This window comes from Oryzomonas sagensis (genome assembly GCF_008802355.1).
GTDB classification, from domain to species: Bacteria; Desulfobacterota; Desulfuromonadia; order Geobacterales; family Pseudopelobacteraceae; genus Oryzomonas; species Oryzomonas sagensis.
The window spans coordinates 37,973-60,171 of record NZ_VZRA01000007.1; the positions used below are offsets into that span (position 1 = coordinate 37,973).

The following is a 22,199-nucleotide window of genomic DNA, read 5'->3' on the forward strand; positions in this document are numbered from 1 at the left end:
GGCCTTCTTACCGCAGATGCCCCTTGACGTCCTGAACCAGATTAGCCGGAGAAACGTAGGTAATCATTTTATCGACATAATTAAGTCCCAGCAGCTCCATTGCCGGGAAACAGAGCAGAAAAAGAAAATATACGCCGGCAACGGTAAACAGGCGCGTCGCGCGCTTGTGCTGCATGGCCGCCTCGCGCGGATTCAGTATATGTGGAATAACCGCCAAAACGGGCACACCGAATTCCTTGACAAAATTGGCATCTTTCACTGATGCGTCCATCTGTTCAAGGAACAGCAGAACGCAAAAACTGCCCGCCAGGCCACCGGCGATTCCGAACAACATAATGGCAAGGCGATTCGGGCTTATGGGTGCCGTGGGGAGGACAGCGGGGTCGACAACACGAAACGTCGTCGATTTGTCCTGCACCTCCATCTGCTTTGAGACCTCGGACTGCCCGTGACGCGCGAACAGCTGGTCGTAGATATTTTTCTGGTTGTTTCTTTCCAGTTCCAACTTATCGAGTTCAGCCTTTGCCGCAGGAATGTTCCTGAGCAGTGCCTGATTCGAAGCGATATTGCGCCGCAGTCCACCTTCCGATATCTTGATGGCGGCGATCTCCGAATCGACTTTTGCCAGCTCGTTGGAGTCAAGCGCCTGCCCGCCACCCGACGTCTTCATCTGCTCCTTGATTGACTCGATTTCCGTTTTTACCGTGAGTACCCCGGGATAGCTATCGGTATATTGAGCCTGCAGTTCATGCAACTGTTTCTGCAGCGCAGACAGCTTCGAACGCAACGGGTCGCTGGTCGTTTTCGTTACCTGGCGCATTCCCTCCAACTGCCGACGCCTCATTTCCAGATCAATGAGTTTCTGCTGCGAAGCATTAATATCCTGAAAAAGTTTTCCCTCATCAATCGAGATGGCCGTCCCCTTCGCCCGCTTATAAGCGTTTACTTCATCCTGCGCCTTATCCAATTTGGTTTTGAAAGCGGATATTTGTTCAGAGAGAAACTTGGTAGCGTCATACGATTCACCGCGTTTTGATGAAGTATTTTCTTCAATATAAAGGCGAACCAACGTATTGACGACATCCTGGGCCAATCGTGGGTTACGGTCTTTGTATGAAATTATGAACAAATTCTTGTCTTTTACTTGTACGACGATATTTTTCTGGAGCTTTTTTACAAGTTCTTCTTCAGTTTCGGTATTATTATTCGGTGCCAGGTTCATATCAACACTGTCAGCGGTCTTGGCAAGCAGCGTGCGGCTGGTGATTGCATAGGTAAGAACTTTTATCGTGTCTTCCATGGATGGTGAAACGGTAAGACCTTTGACAAGCTCACTGATCACGTTTTTTTCTATAAAAACAGTGCTTTTTGCTTCATATATTTTGGGGAGCGCAAAACTTACGATAGTAACTGCCGTCATAATCAGCAAAGCCAGCGTCACAAATAATTCTTTACGCCTGATCAAAAGCTGCCGATATTTTTTGAAATCAAGCTCAGAAGACTGCATATGCACCTCACAAGCAATATTTTACCTGAACCGGCCGCCGTTTAAAAAAGGCTTTCCTTGACAAGGACGTAATCACCCGCTTCCAGCACCAGATTCTGGGACAGGTCGCCTTGCTTGAAAAGCTTTTTAGCCTTGACTTCCAGGGATTGTTCCTTTTGCCCGACCTTTCTCCTGATTACGATATCATCCTGGTCCGCGAACTTGGTGAAACCTCCCGCTTCGAGTATCGCCTCCATGACCCTCATGCCCTCCCGGTACTCAACGGCTTTCGGGGTGAGGACGGCGCCGAGGATATAGACATTCTTATCCAGCAGGAGCGGAATGAACAGTGAATCGCCGGACTCAAGCAGTATGTCATTCTCCGACTCTCCCTTGATAAACAGCTTATAGAAATCTTCTTTCACTCTTTTCCCGTTTCTCAACAAATACGCTCTCCGGAGATCGGCAGTCTTGACCTCGCCAAGCGTGCATAACAATTGCAGGAGCGTTGTCCGCCGCTGGAGATCATAGACCCCCGACTTGATCCCACCGCCGTAAATATACACTTTGCTGTTGGTGATATCTCTCACGGTAACCGTAACAATAGGATTCTTCACCAACTCCCTGAGCCGTGCCCCCAAGGACACCTGCAACTCCTTGGGGGTCGTGCCGCTGGCAGCCACATCCCCCAGGCCCGGAACGGTGATCTTGCCATCCGGACGTACTTTCACGGAGAACGTCAGTTCTTTTACCCCCCATACGGAAATATCCAGGCCGTCACCTTCGCCGATCACATAGTCCGCCGCACCGGATGCCACGGGGGCCATCAAGAAGAGCATGCCTATACATGCCGCCATCAGATTTATTCTCATAGATTCCTCACGAAACAGGGATATTGGCAGGGCGTTATTGCCCGCCACGGCCAAAAAGCACAACCTTGATGGTTTCGAAGAAGATCAACGTGTCCAGGAACGGGCTGATATTTTTGATATAGAACAGGTCATAGCGTAATTTTTCAATGGCATCTTCTATTGTCGAACCGTAAGGGTATCGTACCTGTGCCCATCCCGTCAGTCCGGGCTTTATGAAGTGACGCTTAGAATAGTACGGGATCACCTGTTTCAATTTTTCAACGAATTCAGGCCGTTCCGGACGCGGCCCCACAAAGCTCATATCCCCTTTCAAAACGTTGTACAGTTGGGGGATTTCATCGATCCGCGACTTCCTGAACAAGCTCCCGAGCTTGGTCACACGCGGGTCATTCTTGGTGGCCCATATGGCGCCGGACGCGTCCTCCGCATCCTGGCGCATGGTTCTGAACTTGAACAAATTAAACATTTTCTCCTTATTGCCGACACGCATCTGCCTGAAAAACACCGGACCCGGCGAATCAAGTTTAATGGCAAATGCGATGAAGGGGAAAAGGGGGAGCGTCAGAAACAAACCCGTTAAGGACAGGACGATATCGATATAACGTTTGCAGATATTGAAATAGATTGGCCTGCGGAAGCCGCTGGAAAAAATGATCCAACTGGGAGTGATTTGCTCCAGCATGAGTTTGCCATGGATAAGCTCATAGAACGAGGGAGCATCCATGACTTCAATGCCGTTCAGTTTGCAGCGCAAAACATCCCTGAGCGGGAAAACGCCCCTTCTCTCGGACAGTGCAACAACAATTACATCGGCCTGTGCAACAAGCGTAGCCGCCATCAGGTCGTCGGCGTTTCCAACAATCAGGTCAGGGGGAACGACAACGCTCTCGCCTTGTTTCTCATTGTCGCCGGCACCATTACACGTGCATACTGCGTATCCCGCCAGGGTATAATTACGGTTGTGGGCCGAACAGAACTCCCCGACCTGGCTTGCCAGCGAGCCGGTACCCAATACCAAAACCCGCCGGGAAAATCGTGGATTGTGGCGGCCAACCAGGTAAAAAATCACATGCCAGACATATTGCAGGAGAGAAAAAATGGCAATCGAGATTGCCAGTATGCCGCGCCCGAGCATAATGTTCGGGTCAACGTAATAGGTGATGGAGAGCAGGAAAAACGAAGTTGCCGCACCGAGCAGGGTATTAATGATGATCTCACGCTTTCTGGTGTTTCTGTCGAAATCGTAGGTGTCCATCAGGTGCGAAGCGAACAGGATCGCCAGGACGAAAATGAATGCCGTATAAAATGTCGAAGTTTCGGACAGCTTGCTGGTGACTTCCGCGTAACCGAAACGTACCACGGCTGCGGAGTAGAGAGACAGCAGAATCAGTAGGACGTCGACTATTATGAGGATAAACCAGCGCAAACTCATGTGGGTCTCATTTTCTCAGTTCAGAGAGCATCGATTTGGCGGCATTTGCATCGGCAAAGTCACCGAGCGTAAGGGCCTTTTGTAAGGTTCGCACTGCATTTATCTTATCACCGGACGTCCTGTATGCAAGTGCCAGGTGGTAAGCGATCGTTGGATTATGCGGGAGAAGAGTGGCGGCCTTTTCCAAAACCTTTTTCGCCTCGTCTATTCGGCGATTTTTCAGCAAGGCATATCCCAGCGTGTCCATGACTCCGGGATTTCCCGGCTCCAGCTTAAAGGCACCGATTGCCAGCCGCAGGGCTTCTTCCTTCTTGCCGTAACCTTCCGCGCAGAGATAGGCCAGGTTGTTCAGAGCCGGTACATAGGTATGTGATTTCTCCAGACAGAGCCGGTATTTCCCGACCGCTTCCCTCTGTTTCCCCTTCAGGTCAAATATTGCCCCCTGGGCGTAAATGGCCGGCACGTAATCAGGTTTTTTACGCTCGGCGTTGACATACGCAACCATCGCCTGGTCATAATCCTTTTGGGTTTCAAAGAGCTTTCCCAAAAAGAGCAGCGCATTCGCGTTATCGGGATCGACACGCAAACCATTCTTCACTTCCCTGATCGCGCCAGGGTAATTTTTTTGGTTTTCGTAAACGGAACCGAGCAACACATAGCCACGCGCCGAGCCCGGATATTTGGCGATGACCTTGCGCGCCTGCTCTACCGCCTTGGCAGTGTTCTTCATGGCTACATAGGTAGTTACTTTCAGGACAATGCCCGCTTCCGGGTTGAGGGCTTCCACGTCGTCGAACATCTTAACGGCTTCTTTATACTTCTTATCGGCAACCAGGATACGCCCTTTCATCTCGAGGGCTGAAACATCGTGCGGGTTAACCTTTATTGCGTCATCCAGCACCTTTATCGCCTTGTCGGTTTCCTTCTTTTTCAGATGATGGCTCGCCTGCGCCAAAAATGCCGCGGGGATATTGGCATCTTTTGCCTTCTGGTAATAGACGAGGGCCGACCGGTCGTCGCCCTTTATTTCATATAAAGCAGCCAGGCCGAGCATTGCCTGGGCATTATGCGGATCATTGCGATAAAGGGTGCCGTACTCGTCAATGGCTTTGTCATAATTACCCGCAACGGCATAATACGTAGCCAGGCTCTGGTAGGACGCGGGCAGCAGCGGGTCAATCTCTTTCGCCTTTTGCAGGTTTCTGATACCTTCGGCTTGCTTGCTTTCGGAGAAATTGAGAGCCGCCAAGGCATTATAGAGCGGGGCATCGCTCTTTTTCCCCGTCAAACCGGACTTGAGGACAGACAGCGCCTTGGGGGTGTTGCCCTTCCGCATATAGTAAGAGGCGAGCAGCAGGCGACTATTCAGGGAATCGGGAGCCATCTTGACGGCCGTTGCAAGCTCCATTTCTCCCTCGGTGTTTTTCCCACGGCTCAAATAGTAATATCCCTTCTTCTGATAGGCATCGACCATCTTGGGATCAGCTTTTGTCGCCCGGTTCAGCTCCTGCATGCCCTCATCGAACATCCCCTTTGCCATATAGGCATTGCCAAGCATGTTGTGAGCAACCGCATCCTTGTCATTCTGCTGCAGCACTTTATTGATCTCGGTAATCGCATCATCAGTCCGCTTTTGCGTCAGGAGAATTGCGCCCGTCATGAGCCGGGCCTGCCGTGAAGTGGGCACGACGTCAAGGATCTTGCGAAATTGGCTCAAGGCGGTTTCAAGTTCACCCAGATTATAGTAGCAGAGCCCGAGGAAGTAATACCCTTCCGAGGTAGGCGTAATCTTTATGGAATTCTGAAGTTGGGCGGCGGCCTCCGCATATTTTTTTCGCTGGTAGCTGACCAACCCTTTCAAACGATAGCCATCGGATCTTTTGGGAAACGTTTTGATCATCTCGTCAGAGGTTTTCTCAGCCTGATCCAGTTCCCCCCTTTCAATACGGATCAGCCCGGACTTGTAACCGGCGAGCACCTCCGAGCGGTTGATTGCAAGGATTTTCTGATAAATTTCCAATGCCTTGTCAGCATTTCCCGCACTTTTTTCCATGGCGGCGAGCATATAATATGCGCGGGGGTTTTTCGGGTCCTCGGCCACGATTTCATCCAGAAGGCCTCTTGCCTTCGGCTCTTTGCCTGCGGCCACGTAGAGTGCCGCCAGTTCGAGCTTTGTCTTCGAACGCCGGGGGTCTGCCTTGATGGCCTGCAACAGGTAACTCGCCGCTTCGTCATACCTCCTACTCGCGGCACACGCTAGCCCCAGCGTCTCCAAGCACTCGGCGCTGCCGGGATGCTTGGCGAGGTAGCGCCCCGCCAATTTGAAAGCCTCATCGGTTTTCTTTGCAGAAACCATAAGTTTTGCCAATTCCAGCAAAACTTCATCACGGGAAGGATTTTGCTTCAGAACCTTGGTAAACTCCCTTTCCGCCTGTTCCCGCTTTCCCAAGGCGGCGTACGCCTTTGCCAACTGGAAACGCGCATCGCTGTAATTCTCATCTTTCTCCAAAGCACTTCTGAAGAGGACCACGGCAGCGTTCGAATTGGCAGCGTTCAGTTGCTTAAGTCCCTCGCTGAACAACTCTTCCTTCGACTTGCCGCCACAGGCAGAACAAACGAACAAGACCAAGGCAACCAAAAAGATTCTAAGCACTTTGACTCCCTCCTGGCTGAGACGAAGAACTTTTTCAAGACATGCTTCATGCACTGCTTCAGTGAAGGCAGTCGCTCCCTATCCTGTCAGCCGTGCCGCACGCTCAAATCCAGACGCTTCGTCATCCACCATTCCGGCGGTAAGCTTCGCAGCTCTCCCCCATTTCACATCAGCTCGCATTAACACGCTATTGCCCCGCGAATTTACGAACAAAGACCACCTTCCCGGGCGCCCACCCTGCTCTCTTTATAATCTAAAACGCTGCTGTCGAAAAAATTAACAATCAAGTGACCACCAAAGCGTATTCGCAAAAAGCATCCACCAAAACAGCAACTTATATTCGCGGCACACAAATTGCTTCAAAACCACCAAACTTACGTGACTTTTCCGGGGCCATTTTGTGCTGCCCCAAAAAGAGGCGGCGTGCACGTTGTAATGGTCGGTCGTTGCAATGCCAGCCAGGCGAAAATCCAATGCCGACACCAAATGCAAACGTCGGGCCAAAATATTACGAGACAAACATGCATACATATAACACAGTTTAATATTTAAGTGACGATCAAACAACGTCGTCGCCACGTATTGTGAGAACAATAAAGCCAACACTGCAATTACGTATGAATATACATATTATTTCCTGTTAAGAAATTTCCATAAACAGTATTATAAAACATAATTGTAATCAACACATTTTAATGCTGCTTTCTCGTAATATGAGTAGCGGGGAGACATCGAAATGGAGAAGAGAAATTTTACGCGGGTTACTTTTTCTGGCGGGGCCTCAATTAAGTACAAAGAGCAAATTTTCTGGGGGAATATAGGGAATGTAAGCTTACAAGGCTTCTTTATCAAAACAAAGCATGACCTGCCGCTCGATAATCCCCTGGAAGTGACCATCTATCAATCGCACAACTCTTCAATCTATTTGAATGCCTGCGTAGTTCGTAGCGAAGAGGACGGAGTGGGCATGAAAATCAGCGGACTGGATGTGAACTCCTTTGTCCGCCTCAGGGAGGTAATCTCACAACAATGCAACGATCAAACGCTTATTATGCATGAAACCTATAAAATGGCGAACTGCATTCACTGACTATTGCCCGAGCGACCAGCACGTACCGCCGCCCCTCCTTTTTCCCGCAGATAATACATGGAACCCCCATGAACCTCACCAAGAAGCGAATCGTCGTTCTGTTCCACAGCGGCAATTGCGCTACCGGGGTCACCAAATACAGCGTTGACCACCTCGCCAGATACTGGCGCGAGGACGGGCACGAAGTCGTGTATCTGTTTGGGACAAAAACCTATGTGCCGGCCGACATCGTACTCTTGCACGTGGACCTGTCGGTCGTCCCCGATCAATACCTCGCCTTCGCCGCGCGCTATCCGATTGTCCTCAATGGGCACATCCGGGACATTCGCAAGTCTGTTGTCAGCACCCAACTCGTCGATCCGCGACAATCATGGACCGGGCCCGTCATAGTGAAGTCCAATTGCAACTACGGAGGTGCGCCTGAGCAATCGCTGACACCGGGGTGGCTCACCAAACACTCCCGCGCTTGGCGCACGGCATGCCAAGCCGTGGATCGGCTCACCGGCCGGGAAGCGATTACCGACTGGACGAAATACCGGGTTTACGACAGCGTCAAAGATGTTCCATCGTCTTTTTTCAAACGGAGCGACGTTGTGGTCGAACGATTTCTCCCGGAGCGCGAGAACGGCTTGTATCATCTGCGCATGTTCCAGGTCCTCGGCGACCGCTGGACCTGCATGAGGATCGCGTCTCCCCACCCTGTGTTCAAGGCCTCGATGAGCGTTTCGTCGGAAGAGATCGAACCGCACTCCGAAGTCTACACATGGCGCAAGCAATTTAACCTCGATTACGGAAAGTTGGACTATCTCGTCCACGAGGGGCGGCCCGTGCTGATTGATGTCAACAAGACGACAGGGGCGTCGGGCCAGGTGGCAGGGGCCCCTTTGCAGGCGATGCGCCGTCGGATCGCCGAGGGGCTGTACAGCTATTTCGCCTAGTTCCCCGTGCGGTTTGCGGTTAGTCGTGAGAAGGAATACCGAGTTGTTTTTGCGGGTGCCAGGGCGCGGCGACATGAGCTGCATCAAGGGACCAAACGACGGCAGCGTACAAGAGAGCCGGAATTACGGCTACGAACTAACCACGGGGCACGAACCGGGCGTGCTGCTGCTTGGCGGGCACGACGAAGCGAACGTGATATGCGCCAGGGGGGCCGGCAGCACGTCGGTGAATTCCAAGCGCACGCAGGCGTAGCGGTCGACATTTCTACTCGTGAGGAGCACCGGATAAAGCCGTCCCTTGGAGTTGCGGCAGAGCACCACCTCACCGGCCTGCGTGCGCTGATCACCGCCCGGGAATGGGCGGAATCCGAGCGTCGCGCCGGTTGCTCGCTGGGTCATGTGGACGTCTTTGATCAGCCTGTCGAAGAGGTAGTTGGTGACGCGACCGGTCAGGCGGTACCGATGCATGCGCTCGGCGGCCTCGGCCGCGGTGATGGGACGCCCGAGGAAACGCGCCACATTGTCGACAGCCTGTGGCGGCGGGTCGGAATCGGGAGGCTCAACCGGGGCATTTCTCAGGAGCCGGTCATACTCCTCGAGGTCGAACTCCTCCGACTCGACAATCAGGCCAACCCGGTGCGAAATGCGCATCTCGTCGATCAGTTGACGAAACTTCCGCACGTATCCCTCCGTGAGCTCGAGAGGGATGTCGTTCGTGCGCAAGCCGCAAAGGTTATCGACGACAAGAAAGAAGTGCGCGCCGGGCGGATACAACTCGATTATGCGGCGGCAGAGGGTGTTAATCTGCGAAAGGATCAGAAGCTCGGAAAGACCGACATCGTAGGTTAGCGGCAAAATCCCTGGGCGGGTCGTGGCGTGGTAGCCCGGTCCGATATCGTAGAAAAACTTCAGAGCCCCGCCTGTCGACATCCGTCTGCGCAGCATGGTCACGACATCATCGCGATAGCACTCGGTTTTGTTCCGCCCCAGATAGCAGAACGCGCGGCTCGTGAGCACCGTAAAGAGCTCATTGGCGAGCGGCGCATCGTCGATCGGACCCGCGTCCGGGAGGCTTGGCAAGGGCACGATCCCCCCGAGCACATCGCTGAGATAGGCGCTCACCTCGTGATTAATCGTTTGGCCGATTGCTATCACATCTCAGCCCCACTCTCATGTTTATCGTTAACCGCGCGGCGCGTTTGTGCCTATTTACCGTTTTTACGTCTCTAACCCGTGCGTTCGCCGGCATCCAGACATTCTTGTTTAGCTCTTTGCCGGTATTGGTATATATTTCCTTTTAAAATCCAATAATTAATTCCCAAATCAATCCTTTTATCATAATCATAACAGTATATGATTCTCCTGATAGCCGTTTCAAAGAGCTTTCTAAAAAGATATCGAGGTGCATTGAACCAATAAATGGCCTTCGGCAGTTCGTAGAGCTGCGCCATAGAACGCCCATATCTGAATGCCCTGCCATATAACCAAGCAACTTCTAACTGCTCGCGTCGAATTTGGTGATAAACTAAAGCGTTCGGCAAAAATACCGCGTTCATCCCGGACTCTTCCAGTTTCATGAGCAGTTCGGTCTCGCTGCCCATTATATAATTATCCCCATTGGGGCCTATATCCGGATTAAATTGCCACCCCTCAAGAAAAACAGTGGAACGTATGGCCATATTGGGTCCCCAAACCTTATGCGGTGGACAGTGCCCTTCTCCAGTGTCCCAGTTTACAACGACATAGGCTCCTTTGAAAAATTTGTGGGCTTCTGATATCGGACTTTTCGTCCCCGGAGGATATTGGGGCAATATCCTGCCTCCAAATACGGAAACGTCCGGCCATCTCGCTGAACCGTCCCACATCTCCAGCAACCAATGATGATCTGCTATGACATCATCGTCAGTAAATACAAAAAGATCGCCCGTTGCCAGTTTAACCGCTTTATTCAGGGCATTGTTCTTTCCACGTTTTTTTTCTACGAGATACCTGATGGGTAATCTATTGGTAAAACCAAGCACCAGTTGCTCGGTCTTTGGGTCGCCATGATTATCAACCACAAAAATTTCCCAACTCAATCCATCAGTTATGATGTCGCAAAAACTGTCGAGAGTGCGGGACAATATTTCATTACGCTTATATGTTGCAAGCATCACCGTTATGTTCATGCAACAGTCCTCATAACGCGTGGATATTCCGGGGGAGGTGTCCCCAGCCCCTCGGGCGGGCAGAAACGCTATCATGGTGTATTATAGCGTAATTTTTCCTTTTGAAATTTTAACCTTCTTTTTTCCACATTGGATCGGCCAATCGTTTGACCTTCACATAAAGCCCTTCGCGGTTTTCGTCATAAATACCCAACGACAACTTCCGTCGTAAAATTTCCCCCGGCATAATGACTCTATCAGGCCCTTTCAGGGGTGCCGAGGTAGCGTTCATAAGTCTTGCAGGCAGGGGTGCGCAGGTAGTAAAAGAGGGTGCAGAACTCGAGGGCAGCGGTGAAGAAGTCTCTCCATTTAAGCTTCGAGCCCTTTACATCCGCCCATTGCAAAAGAGGAACCTCAACCCATCTGGAACTTGCCTCCGGTGGAGATACGTTCATGACAATGGGAAACCGGGCGAGCATCTCGACATCAAACGTCCAAGCGACCTTGAAGGGCTTACCGAAGACGTGCCGCAAGGCCTCGCTGTTCCTGAACATCTTGGCTCCGCACTGGGTGTCGTAAATACTGATATCGAGCAGGATCGACGCGCATGTCGCGAAAACCCTGCCAAAGTAGTGCCGCAGGGCGTTACGCTCAATCCTTCGACCAAGGAGGCGTACACGTGAGCCAATAACTATTTCTGCGCCCGAAGAATCGAGTAACCGGCTAAACTCCCCTATGACGTCAAGGGGAGTCGCCAGGTCGGCGTCCCAGTACCCGATATAATCGTAGGCGCCCAGAAACGACGTGAGCATGCCCTGGCGTACGGCCTCGGCCTTGCCTGAGTTTTTCTCCAGATTCACAATTTCTACCTGGGCGGGATTTTCAGCTTTCAGCGAGGCAAGAATCTGCGGCGTGCCATCCGTACTCCCATCATTGACAAAGAGAAGCGACAGGTCGCTGGTGTTATCCAGGGCATCCAGAAAAGCCTTCGGGTTCAGCCGCGTTGCTTCGTTATAGCATGGAATGATTATCCTCGTTTTTCGCATAAAACCCATCCCGTGAGTCCAGGTATCTTTATGCCCAAACGGCTGGCCGATATCAACAGGCTGTTATCACTATCAAAAACCGTCCCGACGGCCCTGGTGATGACCTTGCCCCTGTCCCAGTTCCCGACGCCATCCGACTCCTTGCCGATATTCAGGAGTTTATAGAGGACAAGTTTCGGCAGCAGAAGGGAGGAAAAAAGATAGCCGGAGGAAAGGACCTTGAGTCCGCACATTGCGGTCAATGCAACGAGTTCTTTCAGGTTGTAGCGCCGGTAATGCCCGAGGAAGGCATCGTGCCTGCCGAAGAGGGATTGGAAAGCGGGAACGGTTATCATGACCTTGCCATCTCTGGGGGCATACCTGTCAACGATATCCGTCAGGAATTTCCGGTCAGCTTCCACATGCTCTATCACGTCAAGGAGGAGTATGAGATCATACGGCCCCTTTTCGGGCATTTCCCGGCAATAGTTCATGCCGCCGGCACGGTTGTTAAGCTCGCATATCAATTCATCGGTCAGGTTTATATCTACAGCCGTTACCTCTTTGCTTGTCAGGCGATTGAAAATATTTCCGGAGATGAAACCGTCGCCACACCCCACATCAAGCGCCGTGATCCCCTCAAACATGACAGGATCCAGAATCTTGCGCAGAGCCTTGAGTCGCGCAACCTCCCACGGGTGTTTTTTCGCATGGGTTATGGTAAATTCCTTTAAATCCATTCGCTCCTGCTCAAACGGGTGACCCCGGGATTACACCTCGCAACGGCAGATACCATCAGGACGGCGCTCAGTCATTTACGATCTTGACGTAGTTGGCCATTTTATACGTTTCACTCATGATCATGGCAGGGGCATCACTTTTTAAGGAAACGGCGTCAACCAGCCTGACAAAGGAATCCGCATCGAGTTCATCGATCTTCATGCCCACGCCCACGTCTTCGCAGTGGATCGTACTCGCACGCACATTGATGGAAGAATGGGGCGGGTGATAGATGGTAACGTCTAACGGCAAATCCAATGGCATGTCCGGTTTTACGGTACTTGATGTTCTGATATAGAATCCCTGTAAGCTCAAATTTTCAACAGTGCCCCATACGAGGTGATTGTTGTAAGAAATCGACGCACCATCAGAGAAAGCAACCCTGGTAAAGTTTCTGTTTTCCATTTTGCATTACCCCGAGGATTACGCAAAGATAGTTGTTTCCCACCAGACAGTACCCGGTGAAAAGGTTCTAAAACATATACAGGTAAATAGTAAGCGCATAATGCCTTCTTGTCAAAAAACCTATTCAGAATACTCCTTCCAGACAAGACCGGATCCCGATTCGAATTTTGTTATACTGTCGCCATCTTCGATGCTGCCGGTAAAGGCGGCATCGTCATCCCAGAGTATCCCTTCCGGCATGAGTATTCTGGCCACGACCTCCTTTCCGCCAACGGCACGCGGGCGCACGATCTTTTTAACCCGCTTTGCCGTTGCTTCATAGAGAATCAGTGAAAAGGAAGCGTCGCAATTGCCGCAATGCTCCTGCGAAAACGTATAGACCCCTTCCTTGGTCTTCTCGATTACCGCCTCCCGGATGTCCGCGCGGGCTGTCACTATGACCGGAAAGACCGGTATCCCGTTACGGGACTCGGTACGGGTGAAGGGCCTGTCCCGCCTCGATTTCTCGAATTTTTTGAAGGTAACCGTCAAAGGGGGATATTTTTTGCCGGAGATGACCAGCTTGAGGTCGCCCGTGACAATCGGGACCGGAATGCCTTTCGCTTCATGATTGGTCTGCATCTTGGCCAGTTGCCCCAACCAACTCTTCTCTGCCGCCAATCTGTTGTTTTCCTGAAGTATCCGGTCCATTTTCTGCTGCTCGACCTTGCGAAGCGCATCTTCGCGGCTTTTGCCGTCATGCGTCGCCTGTTCGCGGGCACGTTGCTCCTGACGGGCCTTTTCGCGGGCAAGCCGTTCGTTCTCTGCCCTGAGGAGTTCCGCCTCGCGTGCTTTTTGCTCCTGCTCTGCCGCCAGCCGAGCCCGCCGTTCCTGGGCAAACCGCTTCTGCTCGGCAAGTTCACGGGCCTTGCGCTCCTGTTCTGCTGTGCGGAGTGCCTCTGCACGGCTCGTGCGGTCGCGTTCCGCCTGCTCGCGGGCCAACTGCTGCTGGCGGGCCTTCTCCCGGGCAAGACGTTCCTGCTCGACGCGTTCACGGGCCTTGCGTTCCAACTCCGCTGTGCGGAGCACCTCTTCACGGCTCGTGCGGTCGCGTTCCGCCTGCTCGCGGGCCAACTGCTGCTGGCGGGCCTTCTCCTGGGCAAGACGTTCCTGCTCGACGCGTTCACGGGCCTTGCGTTCCAGCTCCGCTGTGCGGAGCGCCTCTTCACGGCTCGTGCGGTCGCGTTCCGCCTGCTCGCGGGCCAACTGCTGCTGGCGGGCCTTCTCCCGGGCAAGCCGTTCCTGTTCTGCCGCCAGCCGGGTCCTCTGTTCCCGGGCAATGTTCTCCCGCTCCCGGCGTTCTTGCTCCTGGCGCTCCACTGCCAAGCGCACTGACGCCGCTTGCCGAACAGCTTCCTCCTCTGCCCTGCGCAACTCATCTTCGTGCAGAACGGCGAGGCGGGCCTTTTCCCGCTCGGCGTCGGGGGATTCACCGGCCGCGACCGGTTCTTGCGCCGGAGGTGCTTTATCGGTGACCGGTGTTTTGCGTGGCAAGGCCTGGGGCGATGCCGGGAGGGCTGCTGCCGGGCTTGTTGCCGCAGGAAGCGGGCTTTTGACGGCGAGATGTCCGACAGAAGGTGGAATGACCATCTCGGGGGGGGCGCTATCGTCGGCGGACGGGGAGGGAACGGCATCATCTGTCGTCGTTTGCTCCACTGCCTCTTCAGGGGCACCTGGGGCAGACGCCATGGTATCGGTGCCGGGCGGTGGATTCGAGGCGCTCGGTTGCAATGGCGGTGCATCATCCGAGGGCGCATCTCCGCCGCCGGGGAAGAAAAACGAGGAGAGCCGGAAAAAATCGACCTTTTCCGCGGTTGCAACTACCGGCAGTTGCATTATCGGCGCGATCATGGCGGCAAACATCAGGCTGTGCACGAACAGGGAGCCGAGAGCAGACCAGAACAGGAGCCTGCCGCATGCCTTTCTGCGCGCCAGTAGCAAGGCTCTATTTTCGTATGGAGCGTGCAAAGATCACCCTCCGGCACACGTCGGGATGACGGCGAAAACGACAATGACGCAACGTGGCAGCCAGGCCCGTTAAGCTTGGCGCCAACCCCTCCCCCGGGTTCGAGTGTGAAACGTTTGGAACTCAATGAGCGGGCACGTCTATCCGCTTCAAGTCTACAACAAAACATTCGCTCTCGGAGGCCCCACCCCAGGGAAAATCATTTTTTAATTTCATCGATTACCGCAAGCTGCATGTGGGGGTACTTTTCAATCAGGTACTGATATTCCGGGCTGTTTTTTACAAAGATGCTGGCGACCTTGTCGGAATAAATCAGCTTCCACCCGGGCATTGCCTGGAGAAAGCGAGCAAGAACGGAATTGGTATCGAAGAAGAACCAACCGACGGCATATTTATTGAGGACAGCCTCCCAACCGGGTTGTAACGTCGTGACCTTGAAGTATTCCTTCAAGATGCCGGCGGAGTGGTACATGTCGAGCCGTCCGTCGATGAAAACCTTGTACCGGTCGGCAAGCATATAGATCGTCACATCGCCGAACTCATCATTGTTGAAGACGTTGCCGGTGACGCGCTCCCTCTTCAAAAACTCCAGGGCGGCAACCGGCTTGATCGTGGGGTCGAAACGGTAGGATATTTTGCCGGAAACGATAAAGAACGTTACCGCCAGCGTTACCAGAACCGGCCACAGCCCCCCTCGCGCCAGCGCATCAACCGAGGCAACGGTAGCCTCACGCCTGCGGAAAAAACGGGTAATCCGGGGGAAACAGCGCTCCAGATCGTCAGTATCGAGATGGCGGGTAATGATTGGCAGAAAAACCATCGCAAAAAGCGGGGTATATCGTACGGAATAAAGGGCCATATTCAGAAAAAACAAGATCAGAATCAGGTGTACCGGCGGCATGCGACGACGGCTGGCAACGAGAACGGCAACCATGATAAAGAGGAGGTATTTGAGCATCTGCGGTTCGTGAAAGTTTGGCGACAGAAACTCCTGGACACTGTCCATGAGCGTCTTGTCCATGGCCAATTGAAAGGGGAACAGGAAGATTTTGTAACCGAGGGGGTTGAGCAGTGCAGCGACGAGCGACCCGCCCAGAATCTTCAATAAGATGGCGACCCGTTGCCTGGCCCAGGCATCCCATGCCGAACGGTCGATGAAAGAGAGGGACAGGTTCCCGGCAAGATAGAGGCAAATCAAAAAAATGCCGACGATATACCCGCCATGCAGGTTGACCCAGAGGACCATGCTCGCGGGGAGCAGCCATGCCCGTATCCTCTCTCCATCCTGCAGTTTCTCCAGGGCGATATACCAGGAGATCATGAAGAACAGAGAAAAAATATGCGGCCGGGCGAGCCAGTGTACCTTGGCGGCAGCAATGAACAGGAGAAGGACGGCTGACGAGAGGAGTATGCCTGCGCCACGGTCGCGGAGCATTCGGAAAAACAACAGGTTGGTGACGGCAATCACCAGTGAGAAGAGAAGCACGACCCCGGGCAACCCCGCCACGTGATGGCAGAGGGCCATAATGATCTCGGCGAGCCATTCGTGGGCGGTCCACGGGAGTTGCGGCCAAATATACGAGAATGGGTCAAGGTGCAGGATGGTGCCGCTCTTCAACATCAGTTCGCCTGCCCTGACATGGTAGCCGGTGTCCCCGTCACCGAGCATCCGCATGCCGGCAAAGACGGCGGTATACAGCAGTACGGCGCCGAACAGGACATCGGAGATACGGGGGATCAGGTACTGGCGCGCCTTGAGGAGAGACTTCATCGTCATGGCACGCTCCCCCCGAAGGTCAAGGGAAGTTTCGGATACAGGCGGTTCACCAGGAGAATGTCGCCGGAAGCGACATACGTTTTCGGGAGCACGACATCCACCCGGATGCCGGATAAATCGGAGGTATCCACGGCCCGTTTGTGCTCTCGGTCCGTATAGACCAGCGTAGCGAACCGTTTGATTTCCCGGGGCAGTTCTATCGTCTTCATACGGAAGGTCTGCCGACGTTTCCCGCCGAGGAACTCCCGGACCTGCCCATCCGGCGCCACCGTGTACTCGGCCTCATAGGCGGTATATTCCGGGAGGTAGTACATCACATGCCTGAACCCATAAAATACGTACCCTCCAACGAACAACGCCGTGGTCGCCGGATCGAACGTACTCAGATGCTTGAGCATGAGGGCCAGGTCCCGGTCATGCTTGCGGATGACAGGCGCTGAAATCGGATAGGTGGAAAAAAGAAACAGGTAGAGGTTGACGGTGACGAGAACCACGGCAATGATGAGATTCCAGTTCCACGCCAGCAAGGGCGACAGCTCCCGGTGGAGAAACTCCACCCCCTTGGGCAGCAGGATATACAGGGGAGGTGTGAAGACCAGGGCATAGCCGGGGTTTGCGGGGTGGATAAAGATCAATAGGTAGAAAAGGAAAGCCGGGGCGATCCAGATGGTGAAAAAGAGCTGCTTCTCTTTGTCGATCTGCCCTACCCGCCCCCGGCGCAGCATGATATACCCGCAAAAGGGAAGGACCACGACCCCGGCGCCAATACCGCACGTGGTAAAATTGAGCAGGGTGTAGGCATACACCAGGAGCATCCCCGCCCCCTGTTCGAAGACACTGTTGTGCCCTGTGTTGAAATGCCAGAGTTCCCGGAATGCGGAACCGTATGCCGCCCAGCCGCCGGTGGCGTGGATCATCGGCACAAACCAGGCAAGGGCGACGCAACTGAACGTAATTCCCCCAAGCAGCAGCAAGCGTAGCGGCAACCGCCGACAAGAATAGATCACCAATGGGAGAAGAAAGACCGGGGTATTCTGTCTCACCCCTCCCGAGAGCGCGAGGATAATGGCGAGCGCTAGCCAGGCCCCATACTTTTTCTCGGCAATAATCTTCCAGCAGAGGTAGGCGATTGCCGCACTGAAAAAACTTTCCAGGCCGTAATTCAAGGCGACCGCGCCATGAAACCAGAGATTGGGGCTGGTAATGGCCAGGATAGCCGCAAGGAGCGCACAGCGTACACCGAACATATCCCGGGCCAAGAGATAGACCACGACCACACATCCGGCGGTAAACAGCACGCTGAGGGTTACGAACACCCGATTCGGATCATCGACGACCGGGCGAACCAGGCGCCCCAGCAGGATGTAGAGGAAATAGCCGGGGGGATGGGGCTGGTGGAGACGGATGTCGTAGTGATCGAGCGCCAGGGCATACTGCACCGAATCGATATGATACAGGAGGCGGCCGGCAAAGGGGATACGGGTCAGAACCGTTACGAAGAACAACAGCAAGGGAACCATCGGCTCCAGTTTGTTGGTGCTAAACAGCTTCATGCAGGCTCCGCAAACAGGGCATCACAGGATTTCAATCGTCTCACCGATGGCAAGACCGATGCCGGCCAGCGTACCGGCCGGCAGTTCGATGACCGATGCCGCACGGCGATAGATCGGGGAGATCCGGTTTGGCGGCAGAGAGGGGATCTGGGCAACCACCCGGTTGTCCCCATCCAGGAAAACGGCATCGATAGTGAACCTCATGCCGATGGTGTGGATGCCTTTGCACGGTTTTATCCAGAGCGCCTCCCCGGAATCGAGCGATTTCCTCCCCAAGAGCCCCTTCATCCGCGCAAAAAGCGAATGGGCCACATGAATGGTTCCGGCCAGCTCCCGTGCCGGCCCTGCGACGATCGCCCGCATCTAACGCCAGAAGGTTTCGGGCAGGAACATGCGGAGGCCAAAAGTCCCCTGTACCCAGTACGGATCGTATTCACCCACCTTGGTCGATCCGCTCAAAATGTCGCCGGAAATCGTCCGCACCGCACGGGCCTCGGCGGTCAGGGCGATCCCCTTGGTCAAAAACCAGTCGACCCCGGCACTGACATGCCCCCCGTAGGTCCAGTCCAGGTCATAATCGTTGCCGCTCACATGCTTCAGGCTGCCCTTGATGAAATCAGCACCGGCGCCGATGTAGGGCACCACCCTGCCATTGGGGATGAGCCGGCATTGCAGGCCGAGGCCGATATCGGTAAGCGTCGCTTCATACGCCTTGATCCCGCCCTTTGTCACATCCAGTTTGGGCAAATGGGTAACGTCCACCTCGGCCGCCACATAGTCGCCGAAACCGTAGAGCAGTCCCCCTCCCCCGGCAAACCCGGTCTTTGTCCTGGATGTGCCGTTGATGAAATCGTCCTTCACGGGGGTGGCGAATCCGAGCTTGCCGGTAAATCCCAGCCGGTTGGCGATGGTGTCGGCCATGGCGGTGGAGGCGAAAAGTACAAGCACGGAAACGGCAATTGCATTGAAAACCTTATGCATAGTGATCCTCCAGAGAGATATTACTGCCGCAAAATTGTTGCCGACGCCGTTTGCCCCGCACTATCCAACACGGAAACCGTCACCGTTTCAGGCCAAAGAGATGCGTCAACAAGTGTTGCCGTCAGGGTTGTGCTGCCGGAAAGGCTCACCGTAACGCGTGCCGTATTACTGGAATTGGGATTGGTGTACGGAGGAGTCCCCCCGGATATGGCAAACGTCCTCGTTGCCCCCACACCATCGGCGGCGGCAAAAGATAAGCGTGAAGGGGTCAGTGACAAAGCGGGGTTCGACGTTAGCGAGTAGCTTCGGCCCACGTAGGCCGTCACCGGCACCGCATCATTCGTTACAGCCTTAAAAACGACCGTGACGGCAGTGAAAGAGCCGACGGGAGGAGAGGTAATATTCGTTGCGACATTAAATATTCCCATTCCGGCTGAATCGGTGGTAATCGTTTGTTGAGTCGGTTCGGGGTTTGGCGCTGTAGTCGTTCCCCCTATCGTCGTCGGCACCAAAAAGTCAATAATCACATCATTTGGATTAAGAGTCGTGATGCTGTAAACGTACATGGTAACCGGCACTCCCGCCCGTGAAGTGCCCTTGGCATCGGTCAGCTTGAACGGAATTGGTTGCAGGACCGATACACTCGGGACAACAGCGGGGTCTATGGTACGTGCAAAATCACTGAGCATATTTGTTTGTGATCCGGGTTGTGCACTTGCAGCATCAGTAAACATGATGACACCTGCGGAGCTGGTCCCAGTCCCGCTTCCCGAACCCGACCCGGTAGTGCCTGTCGAAAACTGATCGCTTGCCGAACTGTTCGTACCCGTATTCGAGCCGCCGCAACCTGCCAACGCCAGTAAAGACACCAGCAGAATGCATGGGAATAGCCGTTTCAGGTATCTCATATGAAATCCCCTCCTGAGGTTCGAGTATAAATCCAGAAGAAATCGCTCTATGAACAGCGCAACGGACAGCGGTCCGGAAAGGTTCCTTGACAAGCCCTGGGCGGGTCGCCGGATGCCGGCAGCGACGAACCGTCCAGGGGATGAAAAACTATTTCTTGCCCATCTTTACGTACAGTAGCGCCAGTTCCACGGCAATGACCAACAGTAGAATGGTATTGATATCCGGTCTCATGTGCATGCCCCCTTTCTGCGGATTATTTGAAGATCTGGCCGATCTTGATGATAGCCGGCCCCAACATCACGATAAGCAGTGCGGGGAAGATGAAAAAAACGAGCGGGAAGAGCATTTTGACGGCGGTTTTTGCCGCAGCCTCCTCCGCGATCTGACGCCGCCTGACCCGGAGCGAGTCGGAATGAATCCGCAACGCCTGGCTGAGGCTGGTGCCGAATCGTTCCGTCTGGATCAACATGGTCACGAATGCCCTCAGATCATCCTCGTCCGTCCGTTCAGCCATGTCGCGCAGGGATTCCGGCCGGGACTTGCCGGCCCTGGTTTCCATGGCGGAGACATTCATTTCCTCGGCCAGCGGGTTCCCCTTGAACTGCGGGTTCTCGCAGGCGCGCAGCATTGCTGCGTCAATGCTCATACCCGCTTCGACACAGATGGTCAGGAGATCGAGGATATCCGGCAGCGTCTGAAAAATGAGCAGTTTGCGTATCCGAGCCCTTCTCTGCACATAGAAACTCGGCAGGAGAAAGCCGATTATGGCCAGAGCCAGCGTGACCAGCAGCATCTCCGGGTCGGCGACCTTGCCGGTCGGCGCCGTCACGAGTGTCATGAACAGGATGGGGAAAAGCAGGGTAAAGAGGACCTTGCAGCCAAAAAAGACAACCAGGCTCGACTTGCGATAACCTGCCGACACGAGCAACTTTTCGTATTTGGAACGATCCCTCCCCTCTTGGGGGAGAACCGCCCCGAGGCGGGAGAGAAACCGGCTCAAGGGCGTTGGTTTGGCAATGAGTGTGGGGGCTTCAAACGACAGGGGCGTGACGACCAGTTTCGAAAGCCGCTCCTTGACGATCATGCGCCGAGAGACGTACCAATACAGAACGGCAGCGGTAATGAGGGCTATGGAGACAAAAACTGATCCGACGATCAACGTTATCATGGCGCCATCCTAGACCTTGATCGAGATGATTTTCTTGATCCACAGAAACCCGGAAAGTTGGGCGCAGATGGCACCGATCAACAGCTGGCTCCCGAGTTTTTCTTTGAACAGCACATCTTCATAACCGGGCATCATGATATTGAACATGAAAAAGGTGGCGATGGGGAGAGCGGCCAGGATGTATCCCGACAGCCTACCCTGGGCGGTGATGACCTGCACCTGCCGCTTGATCTTCAGGCGTTCCCGGATCGTCCCGGCAAGTTTGTCGAGAATCTCCGACAGATTCCCGCCGATATCGTTGTTGAGTTCAATGGAGGCCACAAAAAACCGTAAATCGATACTTTCCATGCGATCAGTCATGCCGGCCAGGGAATCGGTAATCCTGAGGCCGAGTTTTTGCTGTTCATAGGCGGTCTTGAAGAGATCGCGCAGCGGCTCATCCGACTCCTGGGCAACCAGTTCTATGGCACTGGTCAGGGAATGGCCGGCCCGCAGGGAACGGGAGATCATGCTCAGGGCATCGGGCAGCTGTTCGGTGAATTTGTCCTGCCGCCTCACTTTTTTGAAATAGAGGAACATGAACGGGACCATGGCGGCCACGAGTGCCGCACAGACGGCAAAGATCAACCGGTGGGTAAACAGAAAGGTTCCACAGAAAGAAACAGCCGGGAGAAGAATCACCAGCAGTATGAACATGGTCAGGTCGATGGCCACTCCGGCATGGTCCAGGAGCCGTCCGATGGCGCGACCGAAACGGAACATGGTCACCAAGCGCTCGAATTGGGGTGTTTCTTTAATAATTTCCGAGCGCAGGTCATCCGACATGGCATCGTCTACGCCCGTTTTGGCCATCCTGCGGAGCCGCCGTTTCAAGACCGCTTTCGGGGATTCCTGCGCGCGCAGGTAAGCGAGCACGAGCGCCGATACCAGCAGGAAAACCGCTATAAATGTGAAAAAAACGGCTAAGAACATAGATTC

19 protein-coding genes are annotated in these 22,199 nt (G+C 53.9%); 2 read left to right on the top strand and 17 right to left on the bottom strand.

The window, feature by feature from the left end:
* Positions 1 to 7: 7 nt before the first annotated feature.
* Genes F6V30_RS15710 through prsT form a run of 4 tightly spaced genes read right to left on the bottom strand, consistent with a single transcriptional unit; the run spans position 8 to position 6,443 of the window.
* On the bottom strand, positions 8 to 1,507 hold the full coding sequence (locus F6V30_RS15710) for an XrtA system polysaccharide chain length determinant (RefSeq protein WP_151157988.1): 1,500 nt from the start codon (positions 1,505 to 1,507) through the stop codon (positions 8 to 10).
* 41 nt (positions 1,508 to 1,548) lie between these two features.
* Positions 1,549 to 2,406 (bottom strand): polysaccharide biosynthesis/export family protein, encoded by an 858-nt coding sequence (locus tag F6V30_RS15715; protein WP_275938151.1) that lies wholly within the window; start codon positions 2,404 to 2,406, stop codon positions 1,549 to 1,551.
* Entirely contained in the window at positions 2,393 to 3,790 is a 1,398-nt protein-coding gene (locus F6V30_RS15720; RefSeq protein ID WP_151157991.1) for a TIGR03013 family XrtA/PEP-CTERM system glycosyltransferase, read from the bottom strand. The genes F6V30_RS15715 and F6V30_RS15720 overlap by 14 nt, the downstream gene beginning before the upstream one ends.
* Positions 3,791 to 3,797: 7 nt before the next feature.
* Positions 3,798 to 6,443 carry an XrtA/PEP-CTERM system TPR-repeat protein PrsT gene (prsT, locus tag F6V30_RS15725; protein ID WP_151157993.1) on the bottom strand — a complete coding sequence of 882 codons (2,646 nt, stop codon included), beginning with the start codon at positions 6,441 to 6,443 and terminating at the stop codon, positions 3,798 to 3,800.
* A gap of 736 nt (positions 6,444 to 7,179) precedes the next feature.
* On the opposite strand from prsT, the gene F6V30_RS15730 reads away from it, so the two are divergent.
* Both F6V30_RS15730 and F6V30_RS15735 read left to right on the top strand, forming a co-directional pair.
* On the top strand, positions 7,180 to 7,533 hold the full coding sequence (locus F6V30_RS15730) for a PilZ domain-containing protein (protein WP_151157995.1): 354 nt from the start codon (positions 7,180 to 7,182) through the stop codon (positions 7,531 to 7,533).
* 68 nt (positions 7,534 to 7,601) lie between these two features.
* Positions 7,602 to 8,471 (top strand): ATP-grasp domain-containing protein, encoded by an 870-nt coding sequence (locus F6V30_RS15735; RefSeq protein WP_151157997.1) that lies wholly within the window; start codon positions 7,602 to 7,604, stop codon positions 8,469 to 8,471.
* 129 nt (positions 8,472 to 8,600) lie between these two features.
* On the opposite strand, the gene F6V30_RS15740 is transcribed toward F6V30_RS15735, so the two are convergent.
* From F6V30_RS15740 to F6V30_RS15800, 13 genes are all read right to left on the bottom strand, one after another.
* Positions 8,601 to 9,626, bottom strand: coding sequence for a hypothetical protein (locus F6V30_RS15740; protein WP_151157999.1), 1,026 nt, complete (start codon positions 9,624 to 9,626; stop codon positions 8,601 to 8,603).
* Between the two features lie 71 nt (positions 9,627 to 9,697).
* A complete protein-coding gene (locus F6V30_RS15745; protein ID WP_191965740.1) occupies positions 9,698 to 10,639 on the bottom strand; it encodes a glycosyltransferase family 2 protein in 942 nt (313 codons plus the stop codon).
* A 236-nt stretch (positions 10,640 to 10,875) separates the two neighbouring features.
* Entirely contained in the window at positions 10,876 to 11,664 is a 789-nt protein-coding gene (locus F6V30_RS15750) for a glycosyltransferase (RefSeq protein ID WP_191965741.1), read from the bottom strand.
* Positions 11,646 to 12,383: a class I SAM-dependent methyltransferase gene (locus F6V30_RS15755; RefSeq protein ID WP_151158005.1), complete on the bottom strand. Its 738-nt coding sequence runs from the start codon at positions 12,381 to 12,383 to the stop codon at positions 11,646 to 11,648. Before F6V30_RS15755 ends, F6V30_RS15750 begins: the two co-directional genes overlap by 19 nt.
* 67 nt (positions 12,384 to 12,450) lie before the next feature.
* Positions 12,451 to 12,828, bottom strand: a complete 378-nt coding sequence (locus F6V30_RS15760) for a PilZ domain-containing protein (RefSeq protein ID WP_151158007.1) — start codon at positions 12,826 to 12,828, stop codon at positions 12,451 to 12,453.
* 120 nt (positions 12,829 to 12,948) lie between these two features.
* Positions 12,949 to 14,835 carry a coiled-coil domain-containing protein gene (locus F6V30_RS15765; protein WP_151158009.1) on the bottom strand — a complete coding sequence of 629 codons (1,887 nt, stop codon included), beginning with the start codon at positions 14,833 to 14,835 and terminating at the stop codon, positions 12,949 to 12,951.
* 197 nt (positions 14,836 to 15,032) lie between these two features.
* Positions 15,033 to 16,610, bottom strand: coding sequence for a hypothetical protein (locus tag F6V30_RS15770; protein WP_151158011.1), 1,578 nt, complete (start codon positions 16,608 to 16,610; stop codon positions 15,033 to 15,035).
* Positions 16,607 to 18,163: an ArnT family glycosyltransferase gene (locus tag F6V30_RS15775; protein WP_151158013.1), complete on the bottom strand. Its 1,557-nt coding sequence runs from the start codon at positions 18,161 to 18,163 to the stop codon at positions 16,607 to 16,609. Before F6V30_RS15775 ends, F6V30_RS15770 begins: the two co-directional genes overlap by 4 nt.
* A 21-nt stretch (positions 18,164 to 18,184) precedes the next feature.
* Complete coding sequence (locus tag F6V30_RS15780) at positions 18,185 to 18,526, bottom strand: DUF192 domain-containing protein (protein WP_151158015.1); 342 nt, start codon at positions 18,524 to 18,526, stop codon at positions 18,185 to 18,187.
* Positions 18,527 to 19,144, bottom strand: a complete 618-nt coding sequence (locus F6V30_RS15785; protein WP_151158017.1) for an outer membrane beta-barrel protein — start codon at positions 19,142 to 19,144, stop codon at positions 18,527 to 18,529.
* A 20-nt stretch (positions 19,145 to 19,164) separates the two neighbouring features.
* Positions 19,165 to 20,052: a hypothetical protein gene (locus F6V30_RS15790; protein WP_151158019.1), complete on the bottom strand. Its 888-nt coding sequence runs from the start codon at positions 20,050 to 20,052 to the stop codon at positions 19,165 to 19,167.
* A gap of 254 nt (positions 20,053 to 20,306) precedes the next feature.
* Positions 20,307 to 21,221, bottom strand: a complete 915-nt coding sequence (locus F6V30_RS15795; RefSeq protein WP_151158021.1) for a type II secretion system F family protein — start codon at positions 21,219 to 21,221, stop codon at positions 20,307 to 20,309.
* A gap of 9 nt (positions 21,222 to 21,230) precedes the next feature.
* Entirely contained in the window at positions 21,231 to 22,193 is a 963-nt protein-coding gene (locus tag F6V30_RS15800; protein ID WP_151158023.1) for a type II secretion system F family protein, read from the bottom strand.
* Positions 22,194 to 22,199 lie beyond the last annotated feature (6 nt).

What these genes read in the sequence shown, in the direction of transcription:
- F6V30_RS15710 (WP_151157988.1), bottom strand. Translation starts at nt 1,507, where the DNA reads ATGCAGTCTTCTGAGCTTGATTTCAAAAAATATCGGCAGCTTTTGATC.
- F6V30_RS15720 (WP_151157991.1), bottom strand. Translation starts at nt 3,790, where the DNA reads ATGAGTTTGCGCTGGTTTATCCTCATAATAGTCGACGTCCTACTGATT.
- F6V30_RS15730 (WP_151157995.1), top strand. Translation starts at nt 7,180, where the DNA reads ATGGAGAAGAGAAATTTTACGCGGGTTACTTTTTCTGGCGGGGCCTCA.
- F6V30_RS15735 (WP_151157997.1), top strand. Translation starts at nt 7,602, where the DNA reads ATGAACCTCACCAAGAAGCGAATCGTCGTTCTGTTCCACAGCGGCAAT.
- F6V30_RS15745 (WP_191965740.1), bottom strand. Translation starts at nt 10,639, where the DNA reads ATGAACATAACGGTGATGCTTGCAACATATAAGCGTAATGAAATATTG.
- F6V30_RS15750 (WP_191965741.1), bottom strand. Translation starts at nt 11,664, where the DNA reads ATGCGAAAAACGAGGATAATCATTCCATGCTATAACGAAGCAACGCGG.
- F6V30_RS15755 (WP_151158005.1), bottom strand. Translation starts at nt 12,383, where the DNA reads ATGGATTTAAAGGAATTTACCATAACCCATGCGAAAAAACACCCGTGG.
- F6V30_RS15760 (WP_151158007.1), bottom strand. Translation starts at nt 12,828, where the DNA reads ATGGAAAACAGAAACTTTACCAGGGTTGCTTTCTCTGATGGTGCGTCG.
- F6V30_RS15770 (WP_151158011.1), bottom strand. Translation starts at nt 16,610, where the DNA reads ATGACGATGAAGTCTCTCCTCAAGGCGCGCCAGTACCTGATCCCCCGT.
- F6V30_RS15775 (WP_151158013.1), bottom strand. Translation starts at nt 18,163, where the DNA reads ATGAAGCTGTTTAGCACCAACAAACTGGAGCCGATGGTTCCCTTGCTG.
- F6V30_RS15780 (WP_151158015.1), bottom strand. Translation starts at nt 18,526, where the DNA reads ATGCGGGCGATCGTCGCAGGGCCGGCACGGGAGCTGGCCGGAACCATT.
- F6V30_RS15785 (WP_151158017.1), bottom strand. Translation starts at nt 19,144, where the DNA reads ATGCATAAGGTTTTCAATGCAATTGCCGTTTCCGTGCTTGTACTTTTC.
- F6V30_RS15790 (WP_151158019.1), bottom strand. Translation starts at nt 20,052, where the DNA reads ATGAGATACCTGAAACGGCTATTCCCATGCATTCTGCTGGTGTCTTTA.
- F6V30_RS15795 (WP_151158021.1), bottom strand. Translation starts at nt 21,221, where the DNA reads ATGATAACGTTGATCGTCGGATCAGTTTTTGTCTCCATAGCCCTCATT.
- F6V30_RS15800 (WP_151158023.1), bottom strand. Translation starts at nt 22,193, where the DNA reads ATGTTCTTAGCCGTTTTTTTCACATTTATAGCGGTTTTCCTGCTGGTA.